The organism is Nonomuraea sp. NPDC001636 (genome assembly GCF_040298265.1).
GTDB lineage: Bacteria > Actinomycetota > Actinomycetes > Streptosporangiales > Streptosporangiaceae > Nonomuraea.
The window spans coordinates 483,714-505,199 of sequence record NZ_JBEOZT010000002.1 but is presented as its reverse complement, the minus strand read 5'-3'; the positions used below and the strand labels follow the sequence as shown (position 1 = coordinate 505,199).

The following is a 21,486-nucleotide window of genomic DNA, read 5'->3' as shown; positions in this document are numbered from 1 at the left end:
CCATGCGCACGTACCGGGACCTGTTCGGCAGGTCCGGATTCACCCCGCTCTTCCTGGTCTCGTCCGGGCAGGTGGCCGGGCAGACGGTGAGCGGGCTCGCCCTCGGCACCCTCGTCTACGCCGACACCGGATCGCCGCTGCTGTCCGGGCTGGCCATGTTCGGCCCGGCGCTCGCCCAGGTGGTGGGCGCGGCCACGCTGCTGTCGGCGGCCGACCGGCTGCCGCCGCGGGCCGCCCTGTCCGGGCTGGCGCTGGCGGCCGCGTTCGGAGCCGCCTTCCTGGCCGTGCCCGGCCTGCCCGTGTGGGGCATGCTCGCCGTCGTGCCGGCACTCGGCGCGCTGTCCGCGCTCGGCGGCGGCGTCCGGTACGGGCTGCTCAACGAGCTGCTCGACCGGGACGGATACCTGCTCGGCCGGTCGGTGCTCAACATGTCCTCCGGGATCGTGCAGATCGCCGGGTTCGGCGCGGGCGGCGTGCTGGTGACCGTCCTGTCGCCGCGCGGGACGCTGCTCGTCGCGGCTGCCCTGCACCTGGCCGCCGCCCTGGCCGGGCTGGGCCTCGGACGGCGGCGGCCGCGCGCGTCCGGACGGCCCTCGCCCGCCGAGACCTGGCGCGACAACGCCCGCCTGTGGTCCGATCGGCCGCGCCGGCACGTCTACCTCGCCCTCTGGCTGCCCAACGGCCTGATCGTCGGCTGCGAGTCGTTGTTCGTGCCGCTCGCGCCGGACCGGGCCGGGCTGCTGTTCGCCTGCGCCGCCGCCGGCATGCTCGCCGGTGACGTGCTGGTCGGCCGGTACGTGCCGGCGCACTGGCGGGCGCGGCTGGTCACGCCGCTGTACCTGCTGCTCGCGCTGCCGTACCTGGTGTTCGTGGCCTACCCGTCGCCGGTGCTGGTCGCGCTCGCCTCGGCCGGGTTCGCCGCCACCCTGCTGCTCCAGGAGCGGCTCATGGCGCTGACGCCCCCCGAGCTGAGCGGGCACGCGCTCGGGCTGCACTCCTCCGGCATGGTCGCCATGCAGGGGCTGGCCGCCGCGCTCGCCGGCGCCCTGGCCGAGCAGACCTCGCCCGGCGCGGCCATGGCCGTGCTCGCCGCGGCGTCGGCGGCGGTCACGCTCGCGCTGGCGCCCCGCCTGCGGTCCGCCCGTGTCGCAACCCCGGCGCAGGCTCCGGCGAAGTTACCGTTGACCAGGGGAAATCGCCGGGGGAAGGACACAGCATGACGCAGACGGACGACTTCGTGCTCGACGTCACCAGGATCCGCGAGCAGGTGCGGCAGAAGATGGACGAGGGCCCGATCACGCAGACCTTCGGCCGCGACCCGGAGAAGGTCATCGAGATCCTCAACGACGTGATCGCCACCGAGGTGGTGTGCTGGCTCAGGTACACCAGGCACGCCATCTCGGCCAAGGGCATCGACCGCGCGCAGGTGGCGGCGGAGTTCACCGAGCACGCCAAGGAGGAGCTGGACCACGCGCTGCGCGCCGCCGAACGCGTCAGCCAGCTCGGCGGCGAGCCGGACTTCGACCCGGCCAAGCTCGTCCAGCGCTCGCACACCGACTACCAGGTGCCCGCCGACACCGACCTGAAGGCGCTGCTGGAGGCCAACCTGTGGGCCGAGCGCATCGTCATCTCCACCTACCAGGAGATCATCCGCTGGCTCGGCGAGGGCGACCCGACCACCCGCCGGCTCATGGAGTCGATCCTGGAAGAGGAGGAGGAGCACGCCGACGACCTCACCGACCTGCTCGGGGTCTAGAACGGTCTAGAACCGGGCTTGGCCCGCCGTTGGGCGGCCCGTGAGCGGGCCCGGGTAAGTGCCCGGAATGAAGAGCCTGGTCAACACGCCCGTCACGCACACGCCGCCGTCCCGCGAGATCGACGTCGAGACGCTGAGCCGCCGCCTCGCCGAGGCCGTGGACGGCGAGGTGCGCTTCGACCTGGGCAGCCGCGCCGCCTACGCGCGTGATGCCTCCAACTACCGGCAGGTCCCGATCGGCGTCGTCGTGCCGCGCGACCTGGACGCCGGGGTGGCGGCGGTGGCCGTGTGCCGGTCCAGGGACGTGCCCGTGCTCTCCCGCGGCGGCGGCACCAGCCTGGCCGGGCAGTGCTGCAACGCGGCGGTGGTGATCGACTGGTCCAAGCACTGCGGCGCGGTCGAGTCCGTGGACGCGGCGGGCCGCCGGGTCGTCGTCCAGGCGGGGGCCGTGCTCGACCAGGTGGACCACGAGCTGGCGTCCTACGGGCTAATGGTCGGGCCGCGGCCCTCCAGCCATCGGGCCTGCACGATCGGCGGCATGATCGGCAACAACTCGTGCGGGGCCTCGGCGCAGGCGTACGGCAAGATGTCGCAGTCGGTGCTCCGGCTGGAGATCCTCACCTACGACGGCGTGCGCGCCTGGGTCGGGCCGACCAGTGACGCCGAGTACGACCGCATCCAGGCCCAGGGCGGCCGGCTGGCCGAGATCTACCGCCAGGTGCGCGACCTGCGCGACGAGACCATGGAACTGGTCCGCACCCGCTACCCCAGGCTGGAACGCCGCATCTCCGGCTACAACCTCGACCAGCTCCTGCCCGAGAACGGCTTCGACCTGGCCCGTGCCCTGACCGGCAGCGAGGGCACGCTGGTGACCGTGCTCCGCGCCGAGCTGCGCGTCGTGCCGTCGCCGCCCGCCAGGGCGCTGGCCGTGCTCGGCTTCGAGGACGTCTTCACCGCCGCCGACGCCGTCCCGGCCGTGGCCCGGCACGCGCCGATCGCGCTGGAGGCCATGGACGAGACCATGTACCGGCTGGCCAAGCGGGAGCACCCCGGCGACCCGGCGCTCCAGGACCTGCCCCAAGGCGGCGGCTGGCTGCTGGTGCAGTTCGACGGGGACACGCCCGAGCAGGCGCGCGAGCGGGCCGAGACGATGATGCGCGACGTGGGGGAGCGGGCCGAGGCGCCCACGCCCACGCACGCCTTCCTCGGCGACCCGGCCAGGGAGGACCGGCTGTGGCGGTGGCGGGAGTCGGGGCTCGGCGTGGAGGCGTACCCGCCGACCGGCCGCCAGACGTACGAGGGCTGGTCGGACGCGGCCGTGCCGCCCGAGCGGCTGGGCGCCTACCTGCGCGACTACGAGCGGCTGCTGCGCGCGCACGACTACCAGGACTCCGCCCTGTACGGCCACTTCGGCCAGGGCTGCGTGCACGGCCGGCTGCCGCTCGACCTGCACACCGACGACGGCATCGCCCGCTACCGCGCCTTCGCCAGGGAGGCCGCCGAGCTGGTCGCCTCCTACGGCGGCTCGCTGTCCGGCGAGCACGGCGACGGCCAGGCGCTGGCCGAGCTGCTGCCGGTCATGTTCGGCCAGGAGGTCGTGGAGGTGTTCGGCCGCTTCAAGGCCATCTTCGACCCGCGCGACCGGATGAACCCGGGCAAGGTCGTCCACCCCCGCCACCTCGACCAGAACCTGGCCCAGCACCGCTTCTACCCGCACGAGCCGCGCCAGACGTTCTTCCAGTACCCCGACGACCACGGACGTTTCGGGCACGCCGCCACCCGCTGCGTCGGCACCGGGAACTGCCGCAAGCACACCTTCGAGGGCGGCGTCATGTGCCCCAGCTACCGGGTGACCCGCGAAGAGGAGCACTCCACGCGCGGACGGGCCCGGCTGCTGGAGGAGATGGTGCGCGGCGACGTCATCACCGACGGCTGGCGTTCGGCCGCCGTGCGCGACGCGCTCGACCTGTGCCTGTCGTGCAAGGGCTGCCGCTCCGAATGCCCGGTCAACGTGGACATGGCCACCTATAAGGCCGAGTTCCTCGCCCACCACTACCGGCGCCGCGTCCGGCCCCTGGCCCACTACTCGATGGGCTGGCTGCCGGTGTGGGCCGCGCTCGCCTCGGCCGCGCCCGGCCTGGTCAACGCGGTCAACTCGGCGCCCGGACTGTCGCGGCTGGTCAAGGCCGTCGCGGGGATCACGCCGGAGCGCGAGCTGCCGAGGTTCGCCCGGCAGCGGTTCACCGACTGGTTCAGGCAGCGTCCCCGGAGCGGGCCGGCCCCGCGGGGGCGGGTGGTGTTGTGGGCCGACACGTTCACCGACCACTTCGACCCGCACGTCGGGCGGGCCGCCGTGGACGTGCTGGAGGCGGCCGGGTTCGAGGTGCTGGTGCCGCCGGTGACGCTGTGCTGCGGGCTGACCTGGATCAGCACCGGGCAGCTCGGGGTGGCCCGGCGGGTGCTGGCGCGGACGGTGGGCGCGCTCGCCCCCTGGGCCGAGGCCGGGGTGCCGGTGGTCGGCCTGGAGCCGAGCTGCGCCGCCGTGTTCCGCTCCGACGGGCCCGAACTGCTCAACACGGCCGAGACGCGGCTGCTGGCGGAGCGGTTCCTGACGCTGGCCGAGCTGCTGGAGACGCGGGCCGCCGACTGGCGGCCGGCCACGACCGGCGGGCAGGCGATCGCGCAGGTGCACTGCCACCAGAGCGCGATCATGGGCTACGACGCCGACCGGGCGGTGCTCGACCGCTTCGGCATCCGCACCAGCGTGCTCGACTCCGGCTGCTGCGGGCAGGCCGGCAACTTCGGGTTCGAGCGGGGGCACCACGAGGTGTCGCAGGCGTGCGCCGAGCAGGGGCTCTGGCCGGCCGTACGGTCGGCGGGGCCGGAGGACGAACTGCTCGCCGACGGCTTCTCCTGCCGCACCCAGATCGCCGCCGCCGGCACCGGACGCCAGGGCCGCCACCTGGCCGAACTGCTCGCCACAGCCCTCGTCCGCCAGGACTGACCCGGCCCGTCCCGAGCCGGCTCCGGCTCGATCGCGCCCCCCGGCAGGGTCCGGCCCGATCACGGCCCCGTCACGGCCCCGACCCCGGCCGGGGTCAGGCCGACAGGCTCTGGGCCAGGCGGCGGGGCAGGCCGGTGTTGCGGGGGCGGCCCACCCGGTGGACGGCCAGCTCCAGCGCCTCGCGCTGCCCCACCAGCACGACCCACGCCTTGGCCCGGGTCACCAGCGTGTACAGCAGCTTGCGCCGCAACATGATCCCGCCCGCCTCGGCCACGATCGGCGCCACCACGAACGGGTACTCGCTGCCCTGCGAGCGGTGCACGCTGATCGCGTAGGCGTGGGTGAGGTCGTCGAGCTCGCCGAACCCGTACTGGACGGTCTCGCCGTCGTCGGTGCGGAGCTCGATCACGCGGTCCTGGGGCAGCACGGCGGTGACCGTGGCGGTCTCCCCGTTGAAGACGCCCTTGTCGTAGTTGTTGCGGATGGGCATGACCCGGTCGCCCACCCGGAACACCGACGCCCCCGACCAGTGCTCGGGCTTGTCGTCGGCCGCCGGGTTGAGCCGGTCCTGGAGCAGCCGGCCCAGTGTGACCGCGCCCGTCTCGCCCTTGCGCATCGGGCACAGCACCTGCACCTGCTCGGGTGGTACGCCCTGTTTGCGGGGGATCGCCTCCATGGCCAGATGGGCCACCCGCTCGGCCACCCGCGCCGGGTCGTCGAGCTCCTCGAACCAGAACCCGCCGCGCCCCGGCGTCGCCGGCATGCGGCCGGCCCGGATGAGGTGGGCGGCCTCGACGATGCCGCTGCCGCTCGCCTGGCGGAAGACGTGGGTGAGCCGCACCCGCGGGATCGCCTCCACCCGCAGCAGGTCGGCCAGCACGTCGCCGGCGCCGATGCTGGGAAGCTGGTCGCTGTCGCCGATGAGCAGCAGGTGGCTGCCCGGCTGGACGGCCGCCGTGAGCCGGGTGGCGAGCTGGAGGTCGAGCATCGACGCCTCGTCGACCACGATGAGGTCGGCCTGCGCGGGCGCCTCCTCGAACAGCGTGGACGGGTCGGGGTCGGGCTGGTGGGCGAGCATGCGGTGGATGGTCATCGCGGGCATGCCGGTCAGCTCCGACAGGCGTTTGGCCGCCTTGCCGGTGGGGGCCGTGAGCGTGACCGTGCCGCCCGACGCCCTGACGGTGGCGGCCACGGCCCTGACCGTGTGGCTCTTGCCGCAGCCGGGCCCGCCGGTGATGATCGAGACGGTGCAGGTCAGCGCCATGTTGACGGCCGCGCGCTGGTCGTCGTGGAGGGTCTCGTCCTCGCGGAAGGAGCGCAGCGGCAGCGTGGAGCGGGCCCGCAGGAGCCGGGTGAGCTGCTCGGTGAGCTGCCGCTCGCGGGCGTGCACGTGCTTGGCGTAGGCCACCGCCCGCCCCGGCTGCTCGTCGTCGGCCTCGACCACCACCCGCCGCTCGGCCACCAGCGCGTCGATCATCGGCCCGACCGCCTCGGGGTCGAGCTCGATCAGCTCGGCCGCCCGCGCCACCAGATGGGGCACCGGCACGAAGCAGTGGCCGTCGCGCACCGCCGCCGACTCCAGCCGGTCGAGCAGCGCCGCCTTGATCCGCTGCGGGCTGCGCTCGGGCACCCCGCGTTGCAGCGCGATGCGGTCGGCGACGCGGAAGGCGATGCCCCTGACCCGGCCGATCAGCCGGTAGGGGTCGGTGGCCAGCACCTCTTCGGCCTCGCCGCCGAACACCTGGTGGATCTTGGCCGCGAGCAGCGGGCTGACGGCCAGCCCCTGCAACGTCACCATCAGCGCGGCGATGGCCTTCTGCTCCTGCCACGCCTGGACGATCTGCGCCTGCCGCAGCGGCCCGATGTTGACGACCTCGGTCAGCCGCCCCGGCTCGGCGTCGATGACCTTGAGCGTCTCCTCGCCGAAGTGGTCGACGATCGCGTACGCCAGCCGCGGCCCGATGCCGCGGATCAGCCCCGACCCCAGGTAGACGCGGATCGCCCGGACCGTGGCGGGCATCACCCGCTCGCACCCGGTCACCGCGAACCGCCTGCCGTGGCGCGCGTGGTGGCTCCAGTCGCCGGTCAGCCGGAGCGTCTCGCCCGGCTGCGCGCCCGACAGCGCCCGGCCGGTGGCCACGAAGTCGGGCACGCCCTCGGCGCTCATGCGCGCGACGGTGTATTCGTCGTCCCTGACGTAGACGAGCTGCTCGACCGAGGCCTCCACAGCAGCGATCAAACCATCTGCCACCGACAGTCCGTCACATGGCGCTCGGATAGGTCTCCGGCTCGACGTCGTCCCACGGCTCGGCGTGCAGCGGGTGCAGGGCCTCGGTGACGTCCAGCCAGATGAAGGCGTCGTAGCGGTCGCCGAGCGCGGTGGGCACGTAGTTGCCCCACTTCTCGCGCTCGGGCCGGTAGACGACGCCGATCGCGCGGTGGTCCAGCGGCTGGTCGAACCAGCGCGGACGGGGCCGCCGGGGCGTCACGAACAGGGCGCGCTCGCCGCCGAGCGCGTCGTGCAGCAGCGCCTCCAGCGATCCGGGCCGGGCCGGCGGGACGGGCATGACGTGCGCCCGCGTGCCCCAGCTCGCCCCGGCCACGACCGTCCCCCGGTAGCCGCCGAAGCCGACCAGGACGACGTCCTCGCCGTGCCGCTCGCGGGCCAGCTGGCCGAGGTTGGTCATGCCGGCGGCGGCCATGTCGGTGGCGCGGGCGTCGCCGACGTGCGTGTTGTGCGCCCACACCACGCCCTTGGCCCCGTAGAAGGCGGTCAGCCGGTCCAGGGTGTCGGCCATGTGCACGTCCCTGACGTTCCACGAGCCGGGGCCGCCGCCGACCATGGTCCGGTAGTAGTTCTCGGCCCCGGCCACGACCTCGGCGTTCTGCCGGGCCTCGAAGCCGTCCTCGTCGGCGGGCGCGGCCGCCACGACCGCCCTGAGCAGCTCCACGACCTCGTTCTCGCAGGAGTCGGGGACCAGGCGGGTCTCCAGGCCGTACCGCTGCGGGTCGTGGCCGTAGGACTCGAAGCAGTACAGGGCCTCCATCACCGTGCCGAGCTGGTCGGGCAGGTGGTCGGCGGCGTAGCGGCGCACGGCGCGCAGGGACTCCCAGAGGCTGTAGACGTCGAGGCCGTGGAAGCCGACGCGCTCCGGCGGCGGCAGGGCCGCGTTCCAGCGGCGCAGCCAGCGGCAGAACTCGGCGACCTCCTCGTTGGCCCACATGAACGCGGGCCAGCGCTGGTAGGCGTACAGGGCGTCGAAGGGGTCCTCGCCGTCGCGGGTGACCGCGTGGTGGACGCGCTCGCAGTCGGGCCAGTCGCCCTCGACGGCGACGAACCCGAAGCCCTTCTCGGCGATCAGGCGGCGGGTGAGCGCGGCCCGCCAGGTGTAGAAGTCGTGGGTGCCGTGACTGGCCTCGCCGATCAGCACGAGACCGGCCTCGCCGACGCGGTCGAGCAGCGGGTCGAGATCCTGCTCGCCCGACAGCCGCAGCGCCGAGCGGGTGACGTCATCCATAGCCGTCCTCCTCTGCCGGCCGGAAGACGCCCAGGCATTCGCGGGCGAGCTGGAGCTCCTCGCGCACCTGGACGACCAGGACGGGCACGGCGGCGCCCGGCCCGCTGACCAGGCCGTCGTCGTGCCGGTTGCCGGTCTCGGGCGGCTCGACGCCGAGCAGCCCGAGACGGCGGCAGACCGCCTCGCGCACCTCGGGCTGGTCCCAGCCGATCTCGCCGGTGAACACCAGCGCGTCGATCCTGGGCAGCGACGTGGCGGCGGCGGCGATCTCCCGGCTCACCCGGTGGCAGAACACCTCCAAGGCCAGGGCGGCCTCGGCGTCGCCGGCGCGTTCGGCCTCGACCAGCTCGCGGGTGTCGCCCGAGCGGCCGCCGGACAGCCCGAGCAGCCCGGAACGGCGCTGCAGGCCCTCGCCCAGCTCGTCGGCCGACAGATGGCCCTGCGACAGCAGCCACATCAGCATCCCGGGATCGACGCTGCCCGAGCGCTTGCTCATCGGGACGCCGTCCAGCGGGGTGAAGCCCATCGAGGTGTCCAGGCTGCGCCCGCCCGACACCGCGCACACCGACGAGCCGCCGCCCAGGTGGGTCAGCACCAGCTCCAGGTCGGCGAGCGGCCGGCCGAGCAGCTCGGCCACCCGGTCGGCGGTCCAGGCGTAGGACAGGCCGTGGAAGCCATAGCGGCGCAGGCCGTACCGGTCGCGCCACTCGCGCGGCAGGGCGTAGACCGCGGCGGCGTCGGGCAGGCCGGCGTGGAAGGCCGTGTCCGGGCAGAGCACGTGCGGCACGGCGGGAAGCTGCTCGCGGGCCGCCTCCAGCAGCGCCAGCGCGGGCGGCAGGTGCAGCGGCGCCAGGCTCACGACGCCGCGCAGCGCCTCGACGGTCTCGTCGTCGGCGACGGTGGGCGTGCGGACGACGTCGCCGCCGTGCACCAGCCGGTGCGCCACCGCGCGGATGTCGCGGTCGAAGTGGCCGCCCAGGAACGCCGCCAGCTCCTCGCGCGCCGAGCCCGGGTCCGCGGCCCGCTCGGCGTGCGCGCTGTCCAGCACGCAGCCGCCCTGGACGAGGTCGAGGCGCAGGCTCGACGAGCCCGCGTTGACGGTGAGCACCGCCTCGGACTCCGCCACCTGCTCGTCGAACGCTCGCCCCATGCACCCCTCCGCGGCCCGATCCTCTCCCCGGCTACCCGCCGCCCGCGCCCCGACACCTGGACCCCGTCACCTTTACCCCGAGATGTCCGAGCCCGTGGTTGCCTCCGGCGGTGGCCGGGTAGGCGAGCGCCTATGGACATCACCCTGCAGGTGAACGGCGTGCCGCACACCGTGGCCGTCGACCCCAGGATCTCCTTGCTCGACCTGCTGCGCGAACGGCTCGGCCTGACCGGCTCCAAGAAGGGCTGCGACCACGGCCAGTGCGGCGCGTGCACGGTGCTCATCGACGGCCGCCGGGCCAACTCCTGCCTGGCGCTGGCCGTGGCGGTGGACGGCAGCGAGATCGTCACCGTCGAGGGGCTGGCCTCGGGCGAGCAGCTGCATCCGCTGCAGGCGGCGTTCATCGAGCACGACGCCTTCCAGTGCGGCTACTGCACGCCCGGCCAGCTCTGCTCGGCGGTCGGCATGCTGGGCGAGCCGGGCCCGAGCGCCGTCACCGACGACCTCCTCCTCGACCCGGCCCTGACGCCCGAGGAGATCAGGGAACGCATGAGCGGCAACCTGTGCCGGTGCGGCGCCTATCCCGGCATCGTGGCCGCGATCGGCGAGGTGGCCCGGTGAAGCCGTTCGACTACGTCCGCGCCCAGAGCCCGTCCGACGCGGTCGGCCGGTACGGCCCCGGCACGATGTACCTGGGCGGCGGCACCAACCTGGTCGACCTCATGCGCCTCGGCGTGGCCGCCCCCGACCACCTCGTGGACGTCAGCCGCCTGCCGCTGGACGCCGTCGAGCCCGTACGCGACCGGCTGCGGATCGGCGCGGCCGTGCGCAACAGCGACCTGGCGGCCGACCCGCTCGTCCGCGCCCGCTACCCGATGCTCGCCAGGGCCGTGCTGACCGGCGCCTCCGGCCAGGTCAGGAACATGGCCACGGTCGCCGGCAACCTGCTGCAACGCACCCGCTGCCCCTACTTCCAGGACGTCACCAGGCCGTGCAACAAACGCGAGCCCGGCACCGGCTGCCCCGCGATCGAGGGCGACCACAGCAACCTGGCCGTGCTCGGCGCCTCCGACGCCTGCGTGGCCACCCACCCCTCGGACATGGCCGTGGCGCTGGCCGCGCTCGACGCCGAGGTGCACGTCACCGGCCCGGCCGGCGACCGGATCATCCCCATGCCCGGCCTGCACCGCCTGCCCGGCGACGCGCCCGAACGCGACACCGTGCTCGAACCCGGCATGCTGATCACCGCCGTCGAGCTGCCCGCGCCGCCGCCGGGCGCCTCCCTCTACCGCAAGGTGCGCGAACGGGCCTCGTTCGCGTTCGCGCTGGTGTCCATCGCCGCCGTGCTCGACGTGCGCTGGGACGGCGTGGTGACCGGCTGCCGCATCGCGCTCGGCGGCGTGGCCCACGCGCCCTGGCGGGCCGAACGCGCCGAACGGGAGATCATCGGCGGCCCCGCCACGGGGGAGGCGTACCTGCGGGCCGCCGAGGCCGAGCTCGACCAGGCCCGCCCGCTGCCGCGCAACGCGTACAAGCTGCCGCTGGCGCGCAACCTGATCGTCCGCACGCTGGAGGAGCTGACGCCGTGAACCGCATCGAGGGGCGCGTCAAGGTCACGGGGCTGGCCACGTACGCCGCCGAGTACCCGGTCGAGGGCGTCGCCTACTGCTACCCGGTGCAGTCCACGGTCACCAGGGGCCGGGTGACCGGGGTGGACGCCGGGCAGGCGCTGACCATGCCGGGCGTGCTGGCCGTGCTGTCCGTCGAGGACCCGCCCGACCTGGCCGAGGACGCCGACCCCGAGCTGGCGCTGTTCCGCTCCCGGGACGTCGTCTACCGGGGCCAGCTCGTGGCCGCCGTCGTCGCCGGCACCTACGACCAGGCCCGCGCCGCCGCCGACGCCGTCCGCGTCGCCTACGAAGCGCAGGCTCATGACGTGCGGCTGCGCGCCGACCACCCGGACCTCTACCGGCCCGAGAAGGTCAACCCGAACCTGCCGCCCGACACCGGCAAGGGCGACGTGGAGGCCGGGCTGGCCGCCGCCGCGTCCGCCGTGGACGTGACGTACACGACGCCGCCCCTGCACAACAACCCGATGGAGCCGCACGCCGCGGTGGCCGTGTGGGCCGACGACGGCCGGCTGCTGGTCTACGACTCGACCCAGGGCGCCAGCGGCGACCGGGACAGCATCGCCAAGACCCTCGGCCTGCCCGCCGAGCAGGTGCGCGTGGTGGCCAGGCACGTCGGCGGCGGCTTCGGCTCCAAGGGCACCACCAGGCCGAACGCCGTGCTCGCCGCCCTGGCCGCCCGCGCCGCCGGCCGTCCGGTCAAGGTCGTCTTCACCCGGCAGCAGATGTTCGACCTCACCGGCTACCGCACGCCCACCGTCCAGCGGCTGCGGCTCGGCGCGGACGCCGACGGCCGGCTCACCGCGGTCGAGCACACGGCGTACGTGCAGACCAGCAGGATCGTCGAGTTCGCCGAGCAGGCCGCCACCCCCGGCCGCGTCATGTACGCCACGCCCGCGCTGCGCACCGCGCACCGGCTCGTCCGCCTCGACGTGGCCACCCCGTCCTGGATGCGCGCCCCCGGCGAGTGCCCCGGCATGTACGCCCTGGAGTCGGCGATGGACGAGCTGGCCGAGGCGGCCGGGATCGACCCCGTCGAGCTGCGCATCCGCAACGAGCCCACGACCGAGCCGGACGGCGGGCTGCCCTTCAGCTCGCGCAGCTTGGTGACCTGCCTGCGCGAGGGCGCCCGCCGCTTCGGCTGGGACCGCCGCGACCCGGCGCCCGGCGTCAGGCGCGAGGGGGAGTGGCTGGTCGGCACCGGCGTGGCCGCCTCCACCTACCCGGCCAGGCGCGGCCCGTCGCAGGCCACCGCGACCGTGCGCGACGGCGACTTCGTCATCCGGGTGGCCGCCGCCGACATCGGCACCGGCGCCAGGACCGTGCTCACCAGGATCGCGGCCGACTGCCTCGGCGTCGCCCCCGACCGGGTGCACGTCGAGCTCGGCGACAGCGACCTGCCCACCGCCCCCGTCGCGGGCGGCTCGATGGGCACGGCGTCGTGGGGCTCGGCCGTCGTACGGGCCTGCGAGGCGCTGCGGGCCGACGGCGGCGAGGGGACCGCCGACACCACCGAGGAGGTCAAGGCCGACGAGGAGCTGGCCAGGCACGCCTTCGGCGCCCAGTTCGCCGAGGTCAGGGTCAGCTCCGTGACGGGCGAGATCCGCCTGTCGCGCCTGCTCGGCGTGTTCGCCGCCGGCCGCATCCTGGACGCCAGGCTGGCCAGGTCGCAGTTCGTCGGCGGCATGATCATGGGCATGGGGATGGCGCTGATGGAGGAGACGCTGACCGACGACGAGTTCGGCGGCTTCCTGCACCGCGACCTGGCCCAGTACCACGTGCCGGCCTGCGCCGACGTGCCGGCGATCGAGGCCGTCTGGATCGACGAGCAGGACGGCCTGCTCAACCCGATGGGCTCCAAGGGCATCGGCGAGATCGGCATCGTCGGCACCGCCGCCGCGATCGGCAACGCCGTTCACCACGCCACCGGCCGGCGGGTGCGCGACCTGCCCATCACCCCCGCCAAGATCCTCACCTGACCTCGGACATCCATGTTTCGACCGGCCTCCGCCAAGGAAGAGGGGAACATCCACCAAGGAGGCCGAGTGAAGAACGAGTCGCACGAGGAACGCGCCGACCGCAACTTCGTCGAACTGCTGCAGGGCGCCCGCGTCGCGGTGACCGGCGTGCAGGTGCTGTTCGCGTTCCTGCTGACCGTCCCCTTCTCGCCCGGCTTCGTCAAGCTGGACCAGACCGACCGCTGGCTCTACTTCGCCGCGCTGGTCAGCGCCGCCGTCGCGTCGATCTGCTACATCGCGCCGACCGCCCAGCACCGCGTGCTGTTCCGGCAGGGCCACAAGGAGAGGCTGGTACGCCGGTCCAACACCTACGGCCTGTTAGGAGCGCTCGCCCTGGTGGTGTCGATGACCACGGCCACCATGCTGGTGATCGACTACCTGTTCCACTCCACCCTGGCCTGGATCACCGCCGGCATCCTGGCCGGGCTGGCCGCCTGGACCTGGTTCGGCCAGCCCGCCCTCGACCGCAGGGGCGATCAGTCCTCCTCCGGGGGCGGCATCTCGGTCTCGTCCCGCGACGACTGACGCGAGTAGGCCGCCCGCCCCACCATGTACGCCGCCACCGACACCGTGATCACCTGCGAGGCCCCCACGATCAGCAGCGGCCCGGCGTTCCACCAGGTGGGCCGGTGCAGCCACATCGCGGCCAGCACCAGCAGCACGCCGAGCACCTGCGGCTTGGTGCCGGCGTGCATCCGGTCCAGCGTCGTGCGGAAGCGCACCAGCCCGGCGCCCGCCGACAACGCCAGCACGGCCCCGAGCACCAGGCAGACCGCCGCCGCGATCTCCGTCACGCTCACCCCGACCGCCCCGGGAAGAACCGGGCCAGCGACACCGACCCCACGAACCCCAGCAACGACAGCACCTGGAGCACCGGCAGGTCGGAGTAGTCGTCCCTGACCACCGCGAACAGCCCCACCGCGCACATCGCCAGCGACGTCAGCACGTCGAGGGCGACCGCGCGATCCAGCATCGACGGCCCGCGTCCCACCCGCCACAACGCGGCCGCCGCCCCGCCGCCGAGCAGCGCGATCGTCACCAGGTACACCGCGCTCACCGCAGCTCCTCCCGGTCGGCGCGGGTGCCGAAGGCGGCCACGATGCGCGACTCCAGCCCGGCCAGGTCCCTGCGGACCGCGTCCGGGACGCCCTCCCCGGCCAGCCCCAGCACGTGCAGCATCAGCTCTCTCCTGTCCATGTACGCCTCCACCACCAGGCTCCCCGGCATCGTGGACAACGCCACCATGATCATCACGGTCATCGACTCCGACGACGTGCGCAGCCGCACCAGCACCAGCTGCGTGGGCGGATCGCCGGGCCGCACCACCCACGCCACCACCCGCACGGTCGAGAGCAGCATGTCCCAGCCGAACCACAGCAGGAACCGCGCCAGCGGCAGCGGCCGCACCCTGATCCCCGGGTCCAGGACGGGCAGCGGCAGCAGCCACGTCACCACCAGCGCGGTCGCCAGGCCGCCCAGCACGTTCCCCGCCGACAGCTCGCCCCACAGCGTCACCCACACCAGCGTCAGCCACGCCACCAGCGGCAGCGGCACCCGCCGCCCGAACAGCCGCGGCGCGAGCAGGCCCGCGCTCACTGCCGCGTCCCCAGCACCGCGGTGATGTACGTCTGCCGCTCGCTCAGCTCCGTGGCCACCCGCTGCGTCAGCGCCGCCAGCGGCCCGGCCAGCACCGTGAACGACAGCCCCAGCGCCACCAGCGCCGCCGTCGCGCCCAGCAGCACGGGCGGCAGCGCCGTCGTCGTCACCACCGGCTCCTCACCCGTCGCCTCCTCGCTCTCCATCACCTGGCCCAGCCGCTCCTCGCGCGGCTCGCGCCAGAACGCCTTGCCCCACGTCTTGGCGATCGCGTACAGCGTCAGCAGGCTCGTCAGCAGCCCGCCCGCGACCAGCACGAGCGCCGCCGGGCCGCCCTTGTCCAGGCCCGCCTGCACCAGCAGCAGCTTGCCCAGGAACCCCGACATCGGCGGGATGCCCGACAGGTTCATCGCGGGCACGAAGAACAGCACGCCCAGCACCGGCGCGGTCCTCATCAGCCCGCCCAGCCGGTTGACCGACGTGGTGCCGGTGCGCCGCTCGATCAGCCCCGTCACCAGGAACAGGCTCGTCTGCACGGTGATGTGGTGGACGATGTAGAACACCGCGCCCGCCAGGCCCGCCACCGTCGACAGCGCCACCCCGAACACCATGTAGCCGATGTGGCTGACCAGCGTGAAGGACAACATGCGCTTGATGTCGGTCTGCGCCACCGCGCCCAGCACGCCGGCCAGCATCGTGGCCAGCGCCACCGCCATCAGCAGCGTGGAGACCGGCCCGCCGGGGAACAGCAGCGCCTCCAGCCGGATGATCGCGTACACGCCGACCTTCGTGAGCAGCCCGGCGAACACCGCCGTGGCCGGCGCGGGCGCGGTCGGGTAGGAGTCCGGCAGCCACGCCGACACCGGGAAGATCGCCGCCTTGATCGCGAACGCCAGCAGCAGCGTCAGCTCGACCAGCAGCTTGACCTGCTGAGGCAGCGTGCCGAAGCGCTCGGCGAGCTGCGCCATCGACAACGTGCCCGTCGCGCCGTAGGTCACCGCCAGCGCGATCAGGAACAACATCGACGACGCCAGCGCCATCAGCGTGTACGTGGCCCCCGCCCGCATCCTGGACTCGGTCCCGCCGAAGGTCAGCAGCACGTACGAGCCGCTCAGCAGCATCTCGAACGCGACGAACAGGTTGAACAGGTCACCGGACAGGAACGCGTCCGCCACGCCCGCCACCATGACCAGGAACGCCGGATGGAAGATCGCCATCGGCGCGTCGTGCTCGGCCTCGTCGTAGGCGTTGGCGATCGAGTACACCATCACGCAGAGCGTCACCGCCGACGACACCACCAGCACCAGCGTCGAGAGCCGGTCGGCCACCAGGCAGATCCCGACCGGCGAGGCCCAGCCGCCCAGCTCGGTCACCAGCGGGCCGTGCGTGTCGGCGTGCGCGAGCAGCAGCACCGACACCGCCAGCGAGATGCCCAGCGTGGTGACGCTGATGGCCGACTGCAGGTGCCGCAGCCGCCCGCCGATCGCCAGCTTGATCCCGGCAGCCAGCAGCGGCAGCAGCACCGGCACGCACACCAGCCCGCGCAGCTCCACCAGGTCACCCACGGGCCCCGCCCCTGCCTGCCACTAGTCGTCGCCCTCCAGTTCGGGGTCGTTGGCGAGCGCCTGGCGGGCCCGCTCCTCGCGGATGGCCGAGCGCATCTGCCTGCGGGCGTCGCGCTGCCTGGCCCTGATCCGCCGGCGCAGCGCCTTCTCGCCGGCCGCCTGCTCGGCCCGCCGCCGGGTGTGCTCGCGGCGCAGCTCGTCGATGCGCTCGGCGTTGTCCCCGGCCGTGGCCTCCTCGTCCGGCAGGTCCCGCTGCCCGGCCTCCTCGAAGCCGCGTTGCAGCTCCTCCTCCGACAGCCCTTCGGCCATCCGGGTGCGCATCCACTCCTCCAGCTCGGTGTGCACGCGGGCGATCCGCCGTTCCAGGTCGGCCTCCTGCAGCCGCTCCCGCTCGGCCTGCTCGGCCTCCAGCCGGGCCAGCTCCGCCCGCTGCTCCACGACCAGCCGGCGGTAGGCGTCCTGCCGGGTGCGCAGGGCGTGGCTCAGCTCGCCGCGCCTGGCCCGCAGCCGCACGCGCCGGTCCTCGGTGTCGTCCTGGACCTCGTCGCTGCCGGTGAGCTGCCACGACCGGTGCACCATGGCCAGCACGAACGCCGTCACGCCCAGGGTGATCACGATGGCGGTGAGCACCATCGCCTGCGGCAGCGGATCGGCCATGTCCGCCACCGGCGTGCTGCCCAGGATGGGCGGCCCGCCGGCGTTCCCGCCCGCGGTGACGATCAGCAGGTTCACGCCGTTGCCCAGCACGACCACCCCGGCCAGCACCCGCACCAGGCTCCGCTCCAGCAGCAGCGTCACGCCGGTCGTGATCATGACGCAGCAGCACAGGAACGGCGCCAGGGAGATCGTCACGAGCTCTCCTCCGCCTCGATCTGCCGGTCCAGCTCGGCGCCGAGGCCGCGCAGCACGTCCTGGACCATGCCGGTCACCGAGACGTACACGCCGAGGTCGAACAGCAGGCCCGTGGACACGTGCAGGCTGCCGACCAGCGGCAGGTGCACGTCGGCCGCCAGCATGTCCAGCGCCGCCCGCCCGAACAGCAGCCCGGCCAGCGCAGTGCCGGTCGACAGGGTCAGCCCGGCGCCCATCAGCACGCCCGCGTGCACCGGGACCGCCGCGGCCAGCTCGTACCGGCCGCCGGCCAGGTAGCGCACGGTGATCGCCAGCCCGGCCACGATGCCGCCGGCGAACCCGCCGCCGACCCCGCTGTGCCCGACGAACAGCAGGAACACCGAGAGCACCAGCACCGTGTGGAAGGTCAGCCGGGCCGCCACCTCGAAGGCCACGGCCCGCTGGCCGCGCGGCAGCGTCGAGGACAACCAGTGCGTGCGCTCGGCGGGCACCCGGCCGCGGTCGTCCCGCTCGATCTCGTACGTCCGGCGCCGCAGGAACACCAGGCTCGTCACGCCCAGCGTCAGCACGACCAGCACCGTGCTCTCGCCCATCGTGTCCCAGGCCCGGACGTCCAGGATGATCGCGCTGACGATGTTGCGCGCCCCCGCCTCGCGCGCCGCGGCGGGCATCAGCGACCCGACGGCCCAGGTGCTTCGCGCGCTGGTGGCCAGCAGGCCCGCCCCGGTCACCACCACCCCCACGGCCAGCCCGAGCCCGAACCGGAACAGGCGCGGCAGCCGGGCCCTGACCGGCGTCACCGGCAGCCGCCGCAGCACCAGGGCGAACACCACCAGGGCCAGCGTCTCGGCCAGGAACTGGGTCAGCGCCAGGTCGGGCGAGCCGTGCGCGAGGAACAGCAGCGCGGTGCCGTACCCGATGACGCCGACGACCACGGCCAGCAGGATGTAGGCGCGGGCGAACAGCGCCAGTGCCGCCGCCGCGGTGATCAGGACCGCCAGCACCGGCTGCTCCACCCGCTCCCAGGGGACGACCGGCACGTCCAGGTGCGGCACGCCGCCGTAGGCGACGGCGAACACGCCCACGCCGGTCGTGGCGGCCAGCGTGAGCAGCAGGTAGTCGGGCAGCGAACCGCGCTGGACGAAGCCCGTGGCCTGGACGGCGAAGCGGTCCAGCCGGCGGACGAGCGACCAGAAGATCTGCGTCGAGTCCAGCACGTGCAGCGCCGCGCCCGCCCTGGCCACCGGCTCCCTGGCCAGGAACAGCAGCACCCCGGCCGCCAGCGCCACGGCCGACAGCAGCAGCGCGGGGGACAGGCCGGCCCAGATCGCCAGGTGCGTGGCGTGGCCGGGGTCGCGGAAGGTGCCGGTGTAGCCCGACATCGCGCCGCCGTACCAGGAGGCGAAGGGCGCCAGCGCCAGTCCGAGCACCGCCAGCAGCGCGGCGGGCGCGAACATGGCCGCCGCCGTCCGGTGCGCCGGGGTGGCCGGCACGCCCGGCTTGGCGGCGAAGGCCCCCCACAGGAACCGCAGCGTGTACGCCGCCGTCAGCGCCGACCCCGCCACCACCCCCGCCAGCACGAGCGGCCGGTCCAGCAGCGCCTCCAGCGCCGCCTCCTTGCCGGCGAACCCCGCGAACGGCGGCAGCCCCGCCATCGACGCCCCCGCCAGCACCGCGGCCGCGCACACCCACGGCATCGACCGGCCGACCCCGCTCAGCTCGCGCAGCTCACGGGTGCCGGTCGCATGGTCGACGACCCCCACGACCAGGAACAGCGCGGCCTTGAACAGCGCGTGCGCGGCCAGCATGCCCACCCCGGCCAGCGCCGCGCCCCGGGTGCCCACGCCGAACAGCGTGATCAGGAAACCGAGCTGGCTGACCGTGCCGTAGGCCAGCAGCCGTTTCAGGTCCGTCTCGCGCAGCGCCCGCCAGCCGCCCAGCAGCATCGTCAGCACGCCGAGCGGCACCGCGACCGCCCGCCACAGCGGCACGTCCCCGAACGCCGGCCCGAGCCTGGCCACCAGGTACACCCCGGCCTTGACCATGGCCGCCGCGTGCAGGTACGCCGACACCGGCGTCGGCGCCGCCATCGCGGCCGGCAGCCACGTGCTGAACGGGAAGATCGCCGACTTCGACAGCGCCCCGGCCAGCACCAGCACCAGCCCGGCGGCCAGCGGGCCGGCCTGCGGCGGCCGGGCGACGACCCCCGACAGCGCGTACGTGCCCGCCGCCTGCCCGACCACCACGAACCCGGCCAGCATCGCCAGCCCGCCCAGCGTGGTCACCGTCAGCGCCTTCATCGCGGCCCGCCGGCTCGCCCGGCTCTCCGGGTGGTAGCCGATCAGCAGGTAGGAGAAGACGGTGGTCAGCTCCCAGAAGACGTACAGCAGCAGCAGGTTGTCGGCCGTGACCAGCCCCAGCATCGACCCGGCGAAGGCGGTCATCGCGCCGCCGTAGCGGCCCAGCCCGTCGTCGCCGGCCGGGAAGTAGCGCACGCTGTAGACCAGGACCAGCACGCCCACGCCGGTGACCAGCGCCATCATCAGCAGGGTCAGCGTGTCGGCCCGGAAGGACAGCTCCAGCCCGAGCGCGGGCGCCCAGCGGGTGTCCTCCCGCGCCGGCAGCCCCCGCACCCCCAGCCAGACCGTGTACGCGAAACCGGCGCCGGGCGCCACGGCCAGCACCAGGAAGGAGGCCCGTCCCATGCGCCGGGCCAGCCAGGGAGCGCAGACCGCCGCGAGCGCGTGCAGGACCAGCAGCGACTCCATGGGCTCCTCGGGAGGGAATTTCCGGCTACGTCCGCCCAATCTCTCCCGCCCGGTCGGGCCCGCCGCGCAGGCGCGGCCAGGGTTGACCCGAACGTCACCAGTCCCTCACCCGCCCATGAGCGGGTGAGGGGCCGGTGACGTTCGGGGCCTGCACCGTCAGAGCGTTGCGCAGGCTCCCGGACGCGGCGCGCGAGCCGTGATCACGTACCGGTCGATCTGCCGGTCCAGGCAGGACGAGCTCCCCTTGTACGCCGTGTGCCCGTCGCCGTCGTGGGTCAGCAGCACGCCGTGCTCCAGCTGCCCGGCCAGCCGCCTGGCCAGCTCGTACGGCGTGGCCGGGTCACGCGTCGTGCCCACCACCACGATCGGCGGCGACCCGTGGGCGCGCACCTTCCTGGCGAACCCCTTGCCCTTGACCGGCCAGTACGCGCAGCGCTGCTCGGGATGGTCCAGGCAGTTGACGGCCGTCAGCGCCTCGGTGCTGTTGTCGTAGCTGCCGTCGGGACGGCGTCCGTGGTTGACGTCGGCCAGGGCGAGCATGGCCGTGCCGTCGCCCTTGAAGGCGAGGGTGAGCGCCTGGCGCAGGTAGGGCCAGCTGTCCTTGGCGTACATGGCCTGGGTGACGCCCGAGCGCAGGATGGCCTCGTTGACCTGCCTGCTGTCGCCGTCGTTGCGCAGCGGCGCCCGGTCGGCCCGCCGGTAGAGCGCCTCCAGCCGCCTGGTCGCGGCGGCGACGGTGTGCCGGGGGAACGGGCAGTCCCCGGCCCTGAAGCAGTCGCGCAGGAACGACTCGCGGGCCAGCCGGAACCCCCGCTCCTGCGCCGCGCCGAACTCGGCGAGCGTCTGGCCGGGGTCCTCGGCGCCGTCGAGCACCATGGCGCGGATCCGGGTGGGGAACAGGTCGGCGTAGCGGGCGCCCAGGTAGGTGCCGTAGGAGAAGCCGAAGTAGGTCAGGCGGGCCTCGCCCAGGGCGGACCGCATCACGTCCAGGTCGCGGGCGACCTCGCCGGTGCCGACGTGCGCGAGCAGCTGCTTGCCGGAGTTGGTCGCGCAGCCCTGGGCGAAGACCTTCGTCCACGCCTTGGCCCGCTTGACCTCGGCCGCGTTGTCGGGGGTGGGGTCGGCGGCGAAGTAGGCGTCCAGGCCGAGGGGGGACAGGCAGCGCACGGGGGCCGAGGCGCCCACGCCGCGCGGGTCGAAGCTGACCACGTCGAAGTGCTGCCGGACGGCGGCCGACATGACGGTCCTGTCGGCCTTCAAGATGGTCGTGCCGGCGCCGCCGGGACCGCCGAAGTTCAGCACGATCGAGCCGATCCGCCGGCCGGTCGCGGGCAGCCGGACCATGGCGACATTGATGCGTCGCCCGCCGGGCTTCGCATAGTCGAGGGGCACCGTCAATTTCGCGCACTGGAATCCGCTGCCGCACCCCGACCAGGCCAGGCGCTGACCGTAATAGGCGTCGAGCCCGCCGTTCGCAGCCGCGCCCGCGGCGCCGGACAGGCCGGCCGCGGCGATCAGACCTGCGAGTACGGGGGAAAGAATGGTGATTAAACGTCGCATAATCAAAAGTTGACGGGAATACCTTGCGAGCCCCTTTAAGCGTGGTGGCACAGATCATTTGCAAGAAGCGC

At 73.9% G+C, this 21,486-nt stretch carries 17 protein-coding genes; 7 read left to right on the top strand and 10 right to left on the bottom strand.

From position 1 onward, the window contains the following. Positions 1-2 precede the first annotated feature (2 nt). From ABT158_RS06020 to ABT158_RS06010, 3 genes are all read left to right on the top strand, one after another. On the top strand, positions 3-1,220 hold the full coding sequence (locus ABT158_RS06020) for an MFS transporter (RefSeq protein ID WP_352351385.1): 1,218 nt from the start codon (positions 3-5) through the stop codon (positions 1,218-1,220). Then, positions 1,217-1,756: a DUF892 family protein gene (locus ABT158_RS06015; protein ID WP_352351383.1), complete on the top strand. Its 540-nt coding sequence runs from the start codon at positions 1,217-1,219 to the stop codon at positions 1,754-1,756. Before ABT158_RS06020 ends, ABT158_RS06015 begins: the two co-directional genes overlap by 4 nt. 67 nt (positions 1,757-1,823) lie before the next feature. Beyond that, positions 1,824-4,760 (top strand): FAD-binding and (Fe-S)-binding domain-containing protein, encoded by a 2,937-nt coding sequence (locus ABT158_RS06010; RefSeq protein ID WP_352351381.1) that lies wholly within the window; start codon positions 1,824-1,826, stop codon positions 4,758-4,760. A 94-nt stretch (positions 4,761-4,854) separates the two neighbouring features. On the opposite strand, the gene recD2 is transcribed toward ABT158_RS06010, so the two are convergent. The 3 genes from recD2 to ABT158_RS05995 are packed head-to-tail and all read right to left on the bottom strand — an operon-like array spanning position 4,855 to position 9,428. Then, positions 4,855-6,987 carry an SF1B family DNA helicase RecD2 gene (recD2, locus tag ABT158_RS06005; protein WP_352351380.1) on the bottom strand — a complete coding sequence of 711 codons (2,133 nt, stop codon included), beginning with the start codon at positions 6,985-6,987 and terminating at the stop codon, positions 4,855-4,857. Between the two features lie 34 nt (positions 6,988-7,021). Next, on the bottom strand, positions 7,022-8,278 hold the full coding sequence (locus tag ABT158_RS06000) for an erythromycin esterase family protein (RefSeq protein WP_352351378.1): 1,257 nt from the start codon (positions 8,276-8,278) through the stop codon (positions 7,022-7,024). Further along, a complete protein-coding gene (locus tag ABT158_RS05995) occupies positions 8,271-9,428 on the bottom strand; it encodes an acetate/propionate family kinase (RefSeq protein ID WP_352351376.1) in 1,158 nt (385 codons plus the stop codon). Before ABT158_RS05995 ends, ABT158_RS06000 begins: the two co-directional genes overlap by 8 nt. Before the next feature lie 132 nt (positions 9,429-9,560). Here ABT158_RS05995 and ABT158_RS05990 point away from each other — a divergent pair, with 132 nt between their 5' ends. From ABT158_RS05990 to ABT158_RS05975, 4 genes are all read left to right on the top strand, one after another. After that, on the top strand, positions 9,561-10,049 hold the full coding sequence (locus tag ABT158_RS05990) for a (2Fe-2S)-binding protein (protein ID WP_352351374.1): 489 nt from the start codon (positions 9,561-9,563) through the stop codon (positions 10,047-10,049). Beyond that, the gene (locus ABT158_RS05985; RefSeq protein WP_352351372.1) at positions 10,046-11,017 is read left to right on the top strand and encodes an FAD binding domain-containing protein; all 972 of its coding nucleotides are present in this window, start codon (positions 10,046-10,048) and stop codon (positions 11,015-11,017) included. The genes ABT158_RS05990 and ABT158_RS05985 overlap by 4 nt, the downstream gene beginning before the upstream one ends. Then, entirely contained in the window at positions 11,014-13,035 is a 2,022-nt protein-coding gene (locus ABT158_RS05980) for a xanthine dehydrogenase family protein molybdopterin-binding subunit (protein WP_352351371.1), read from the top strand. The genes ABT158_RS05985 and ABT158_RS05980 overlap by 4 nt, the downstream gene beginning before the upstream one ends. Positions 13,036-13,101: 66 nt before the next feature. Next, the gene (locus ABT158_RS05975; RefSeq protein WP_352351369.1) at positions 13,102-13,599 is read left to right on the top strand and encodes a DUF6328 family protein; all 498 of its coding nucleotides are present in this window, start codon (positions 13,102-13,104) and stop codon (positions 13,597-13,599) included. On the opposite strand, the gene ABT158_RS05970 is transcribed toward ABT158_RS05975, so the two are convergent. From ABT158_RS05970 to ABT158_RS05940, 7 genes are all read right to left on the bottom strand, one after another. After that, positions 13,551-13,868, bottom strand: coding sequence for a cation:proton antiporter (locus ABT158_RS05970; protein ID WP_352351367.1), 318 nt, complete (start codon positions 13,866-13,868; stop codon positions 13,551-13,553). The two genes, ABT158_RS05975 and ABT158_RS05970, sit on opposite strands and share 49 nt — an antisense overlap. 2 nt (positions 13,869-13,870) lie before the next feature. Next, positions 13,871-14,131, bottom strand: coding sequence for an MrpF/PhaF family protein (locus ABT158_RS05965; RefSeq protein ID WP_352351365.1), 261 nt, complete (start codon positions 14,129-14,131; stop codon positions 13,871-13,873). Continuing rightward, entirely contained in the window at positions 14,128-14,670 is a 543-nt protein-coding gene (locus ABT158_RS05960; protein WP_352351363.1) for a Na+/H+ antiporter subunit E, read from the bottom strand. Before ABT158_RS05960 ends, ABT158_RS05965 begins: the two co-directional genes overlap by 4 nt. Beyond that, the gene (locus ABT158_RS05955; protein WP_352351361.1) at positions 14,667-16,235 is read right to left on the bottom strand and encodes a Na+/H+ antiporter subunit D; all 1,569 of its coding nucleotides are present in this window, start codon (positions 16,233-16,235) and stop codon (positions 14,667-14,669) included. Before ABT158_RS05955 ends, ABT158_RS05960 begins: the two co-directional genes overlap by 4 nt. Positions 16,236-16,256: 21 nt before the next feature. Next, entirely contained in the window at positions 16,257-17,087 is an 831-nt protein-coding gene (locus ABT158_RS05950) for a Na(+)/H(+) antiporter subunit C (protein WP_352351359.1), read from the bottom strand. Beyond that, complete coding sequence (locus ABT158_RS05945; protein WP_352351357.1) at positions 17,084-19,855, bottom strand: Na+/H+ antiporter subunit A; 2,772 nt, start codon at positions 19,853-19,855, stop codon at positions 17,084-17,086. The genes ABT158_RS05950 and ABT158_RS05945 overlap by 4 nt, the downstream gene beginning before the upstream one ends. A gap of 156 nt (positions 19,856-20,011) precedes the next feature. After that, complete coding sequence (locus ABT158_RS05940) at positions 20,012-21,415, bottom strand: alpha/beta hydrolase (RefSeq protein ID WP_352351355.1); 1,404 nt, start codon at positions 21,413-21,415, stop codon at positions 20,012-20,014. Between the last annotated feature and the right edge of the window lie 71 nt (positions 21,416-21,486).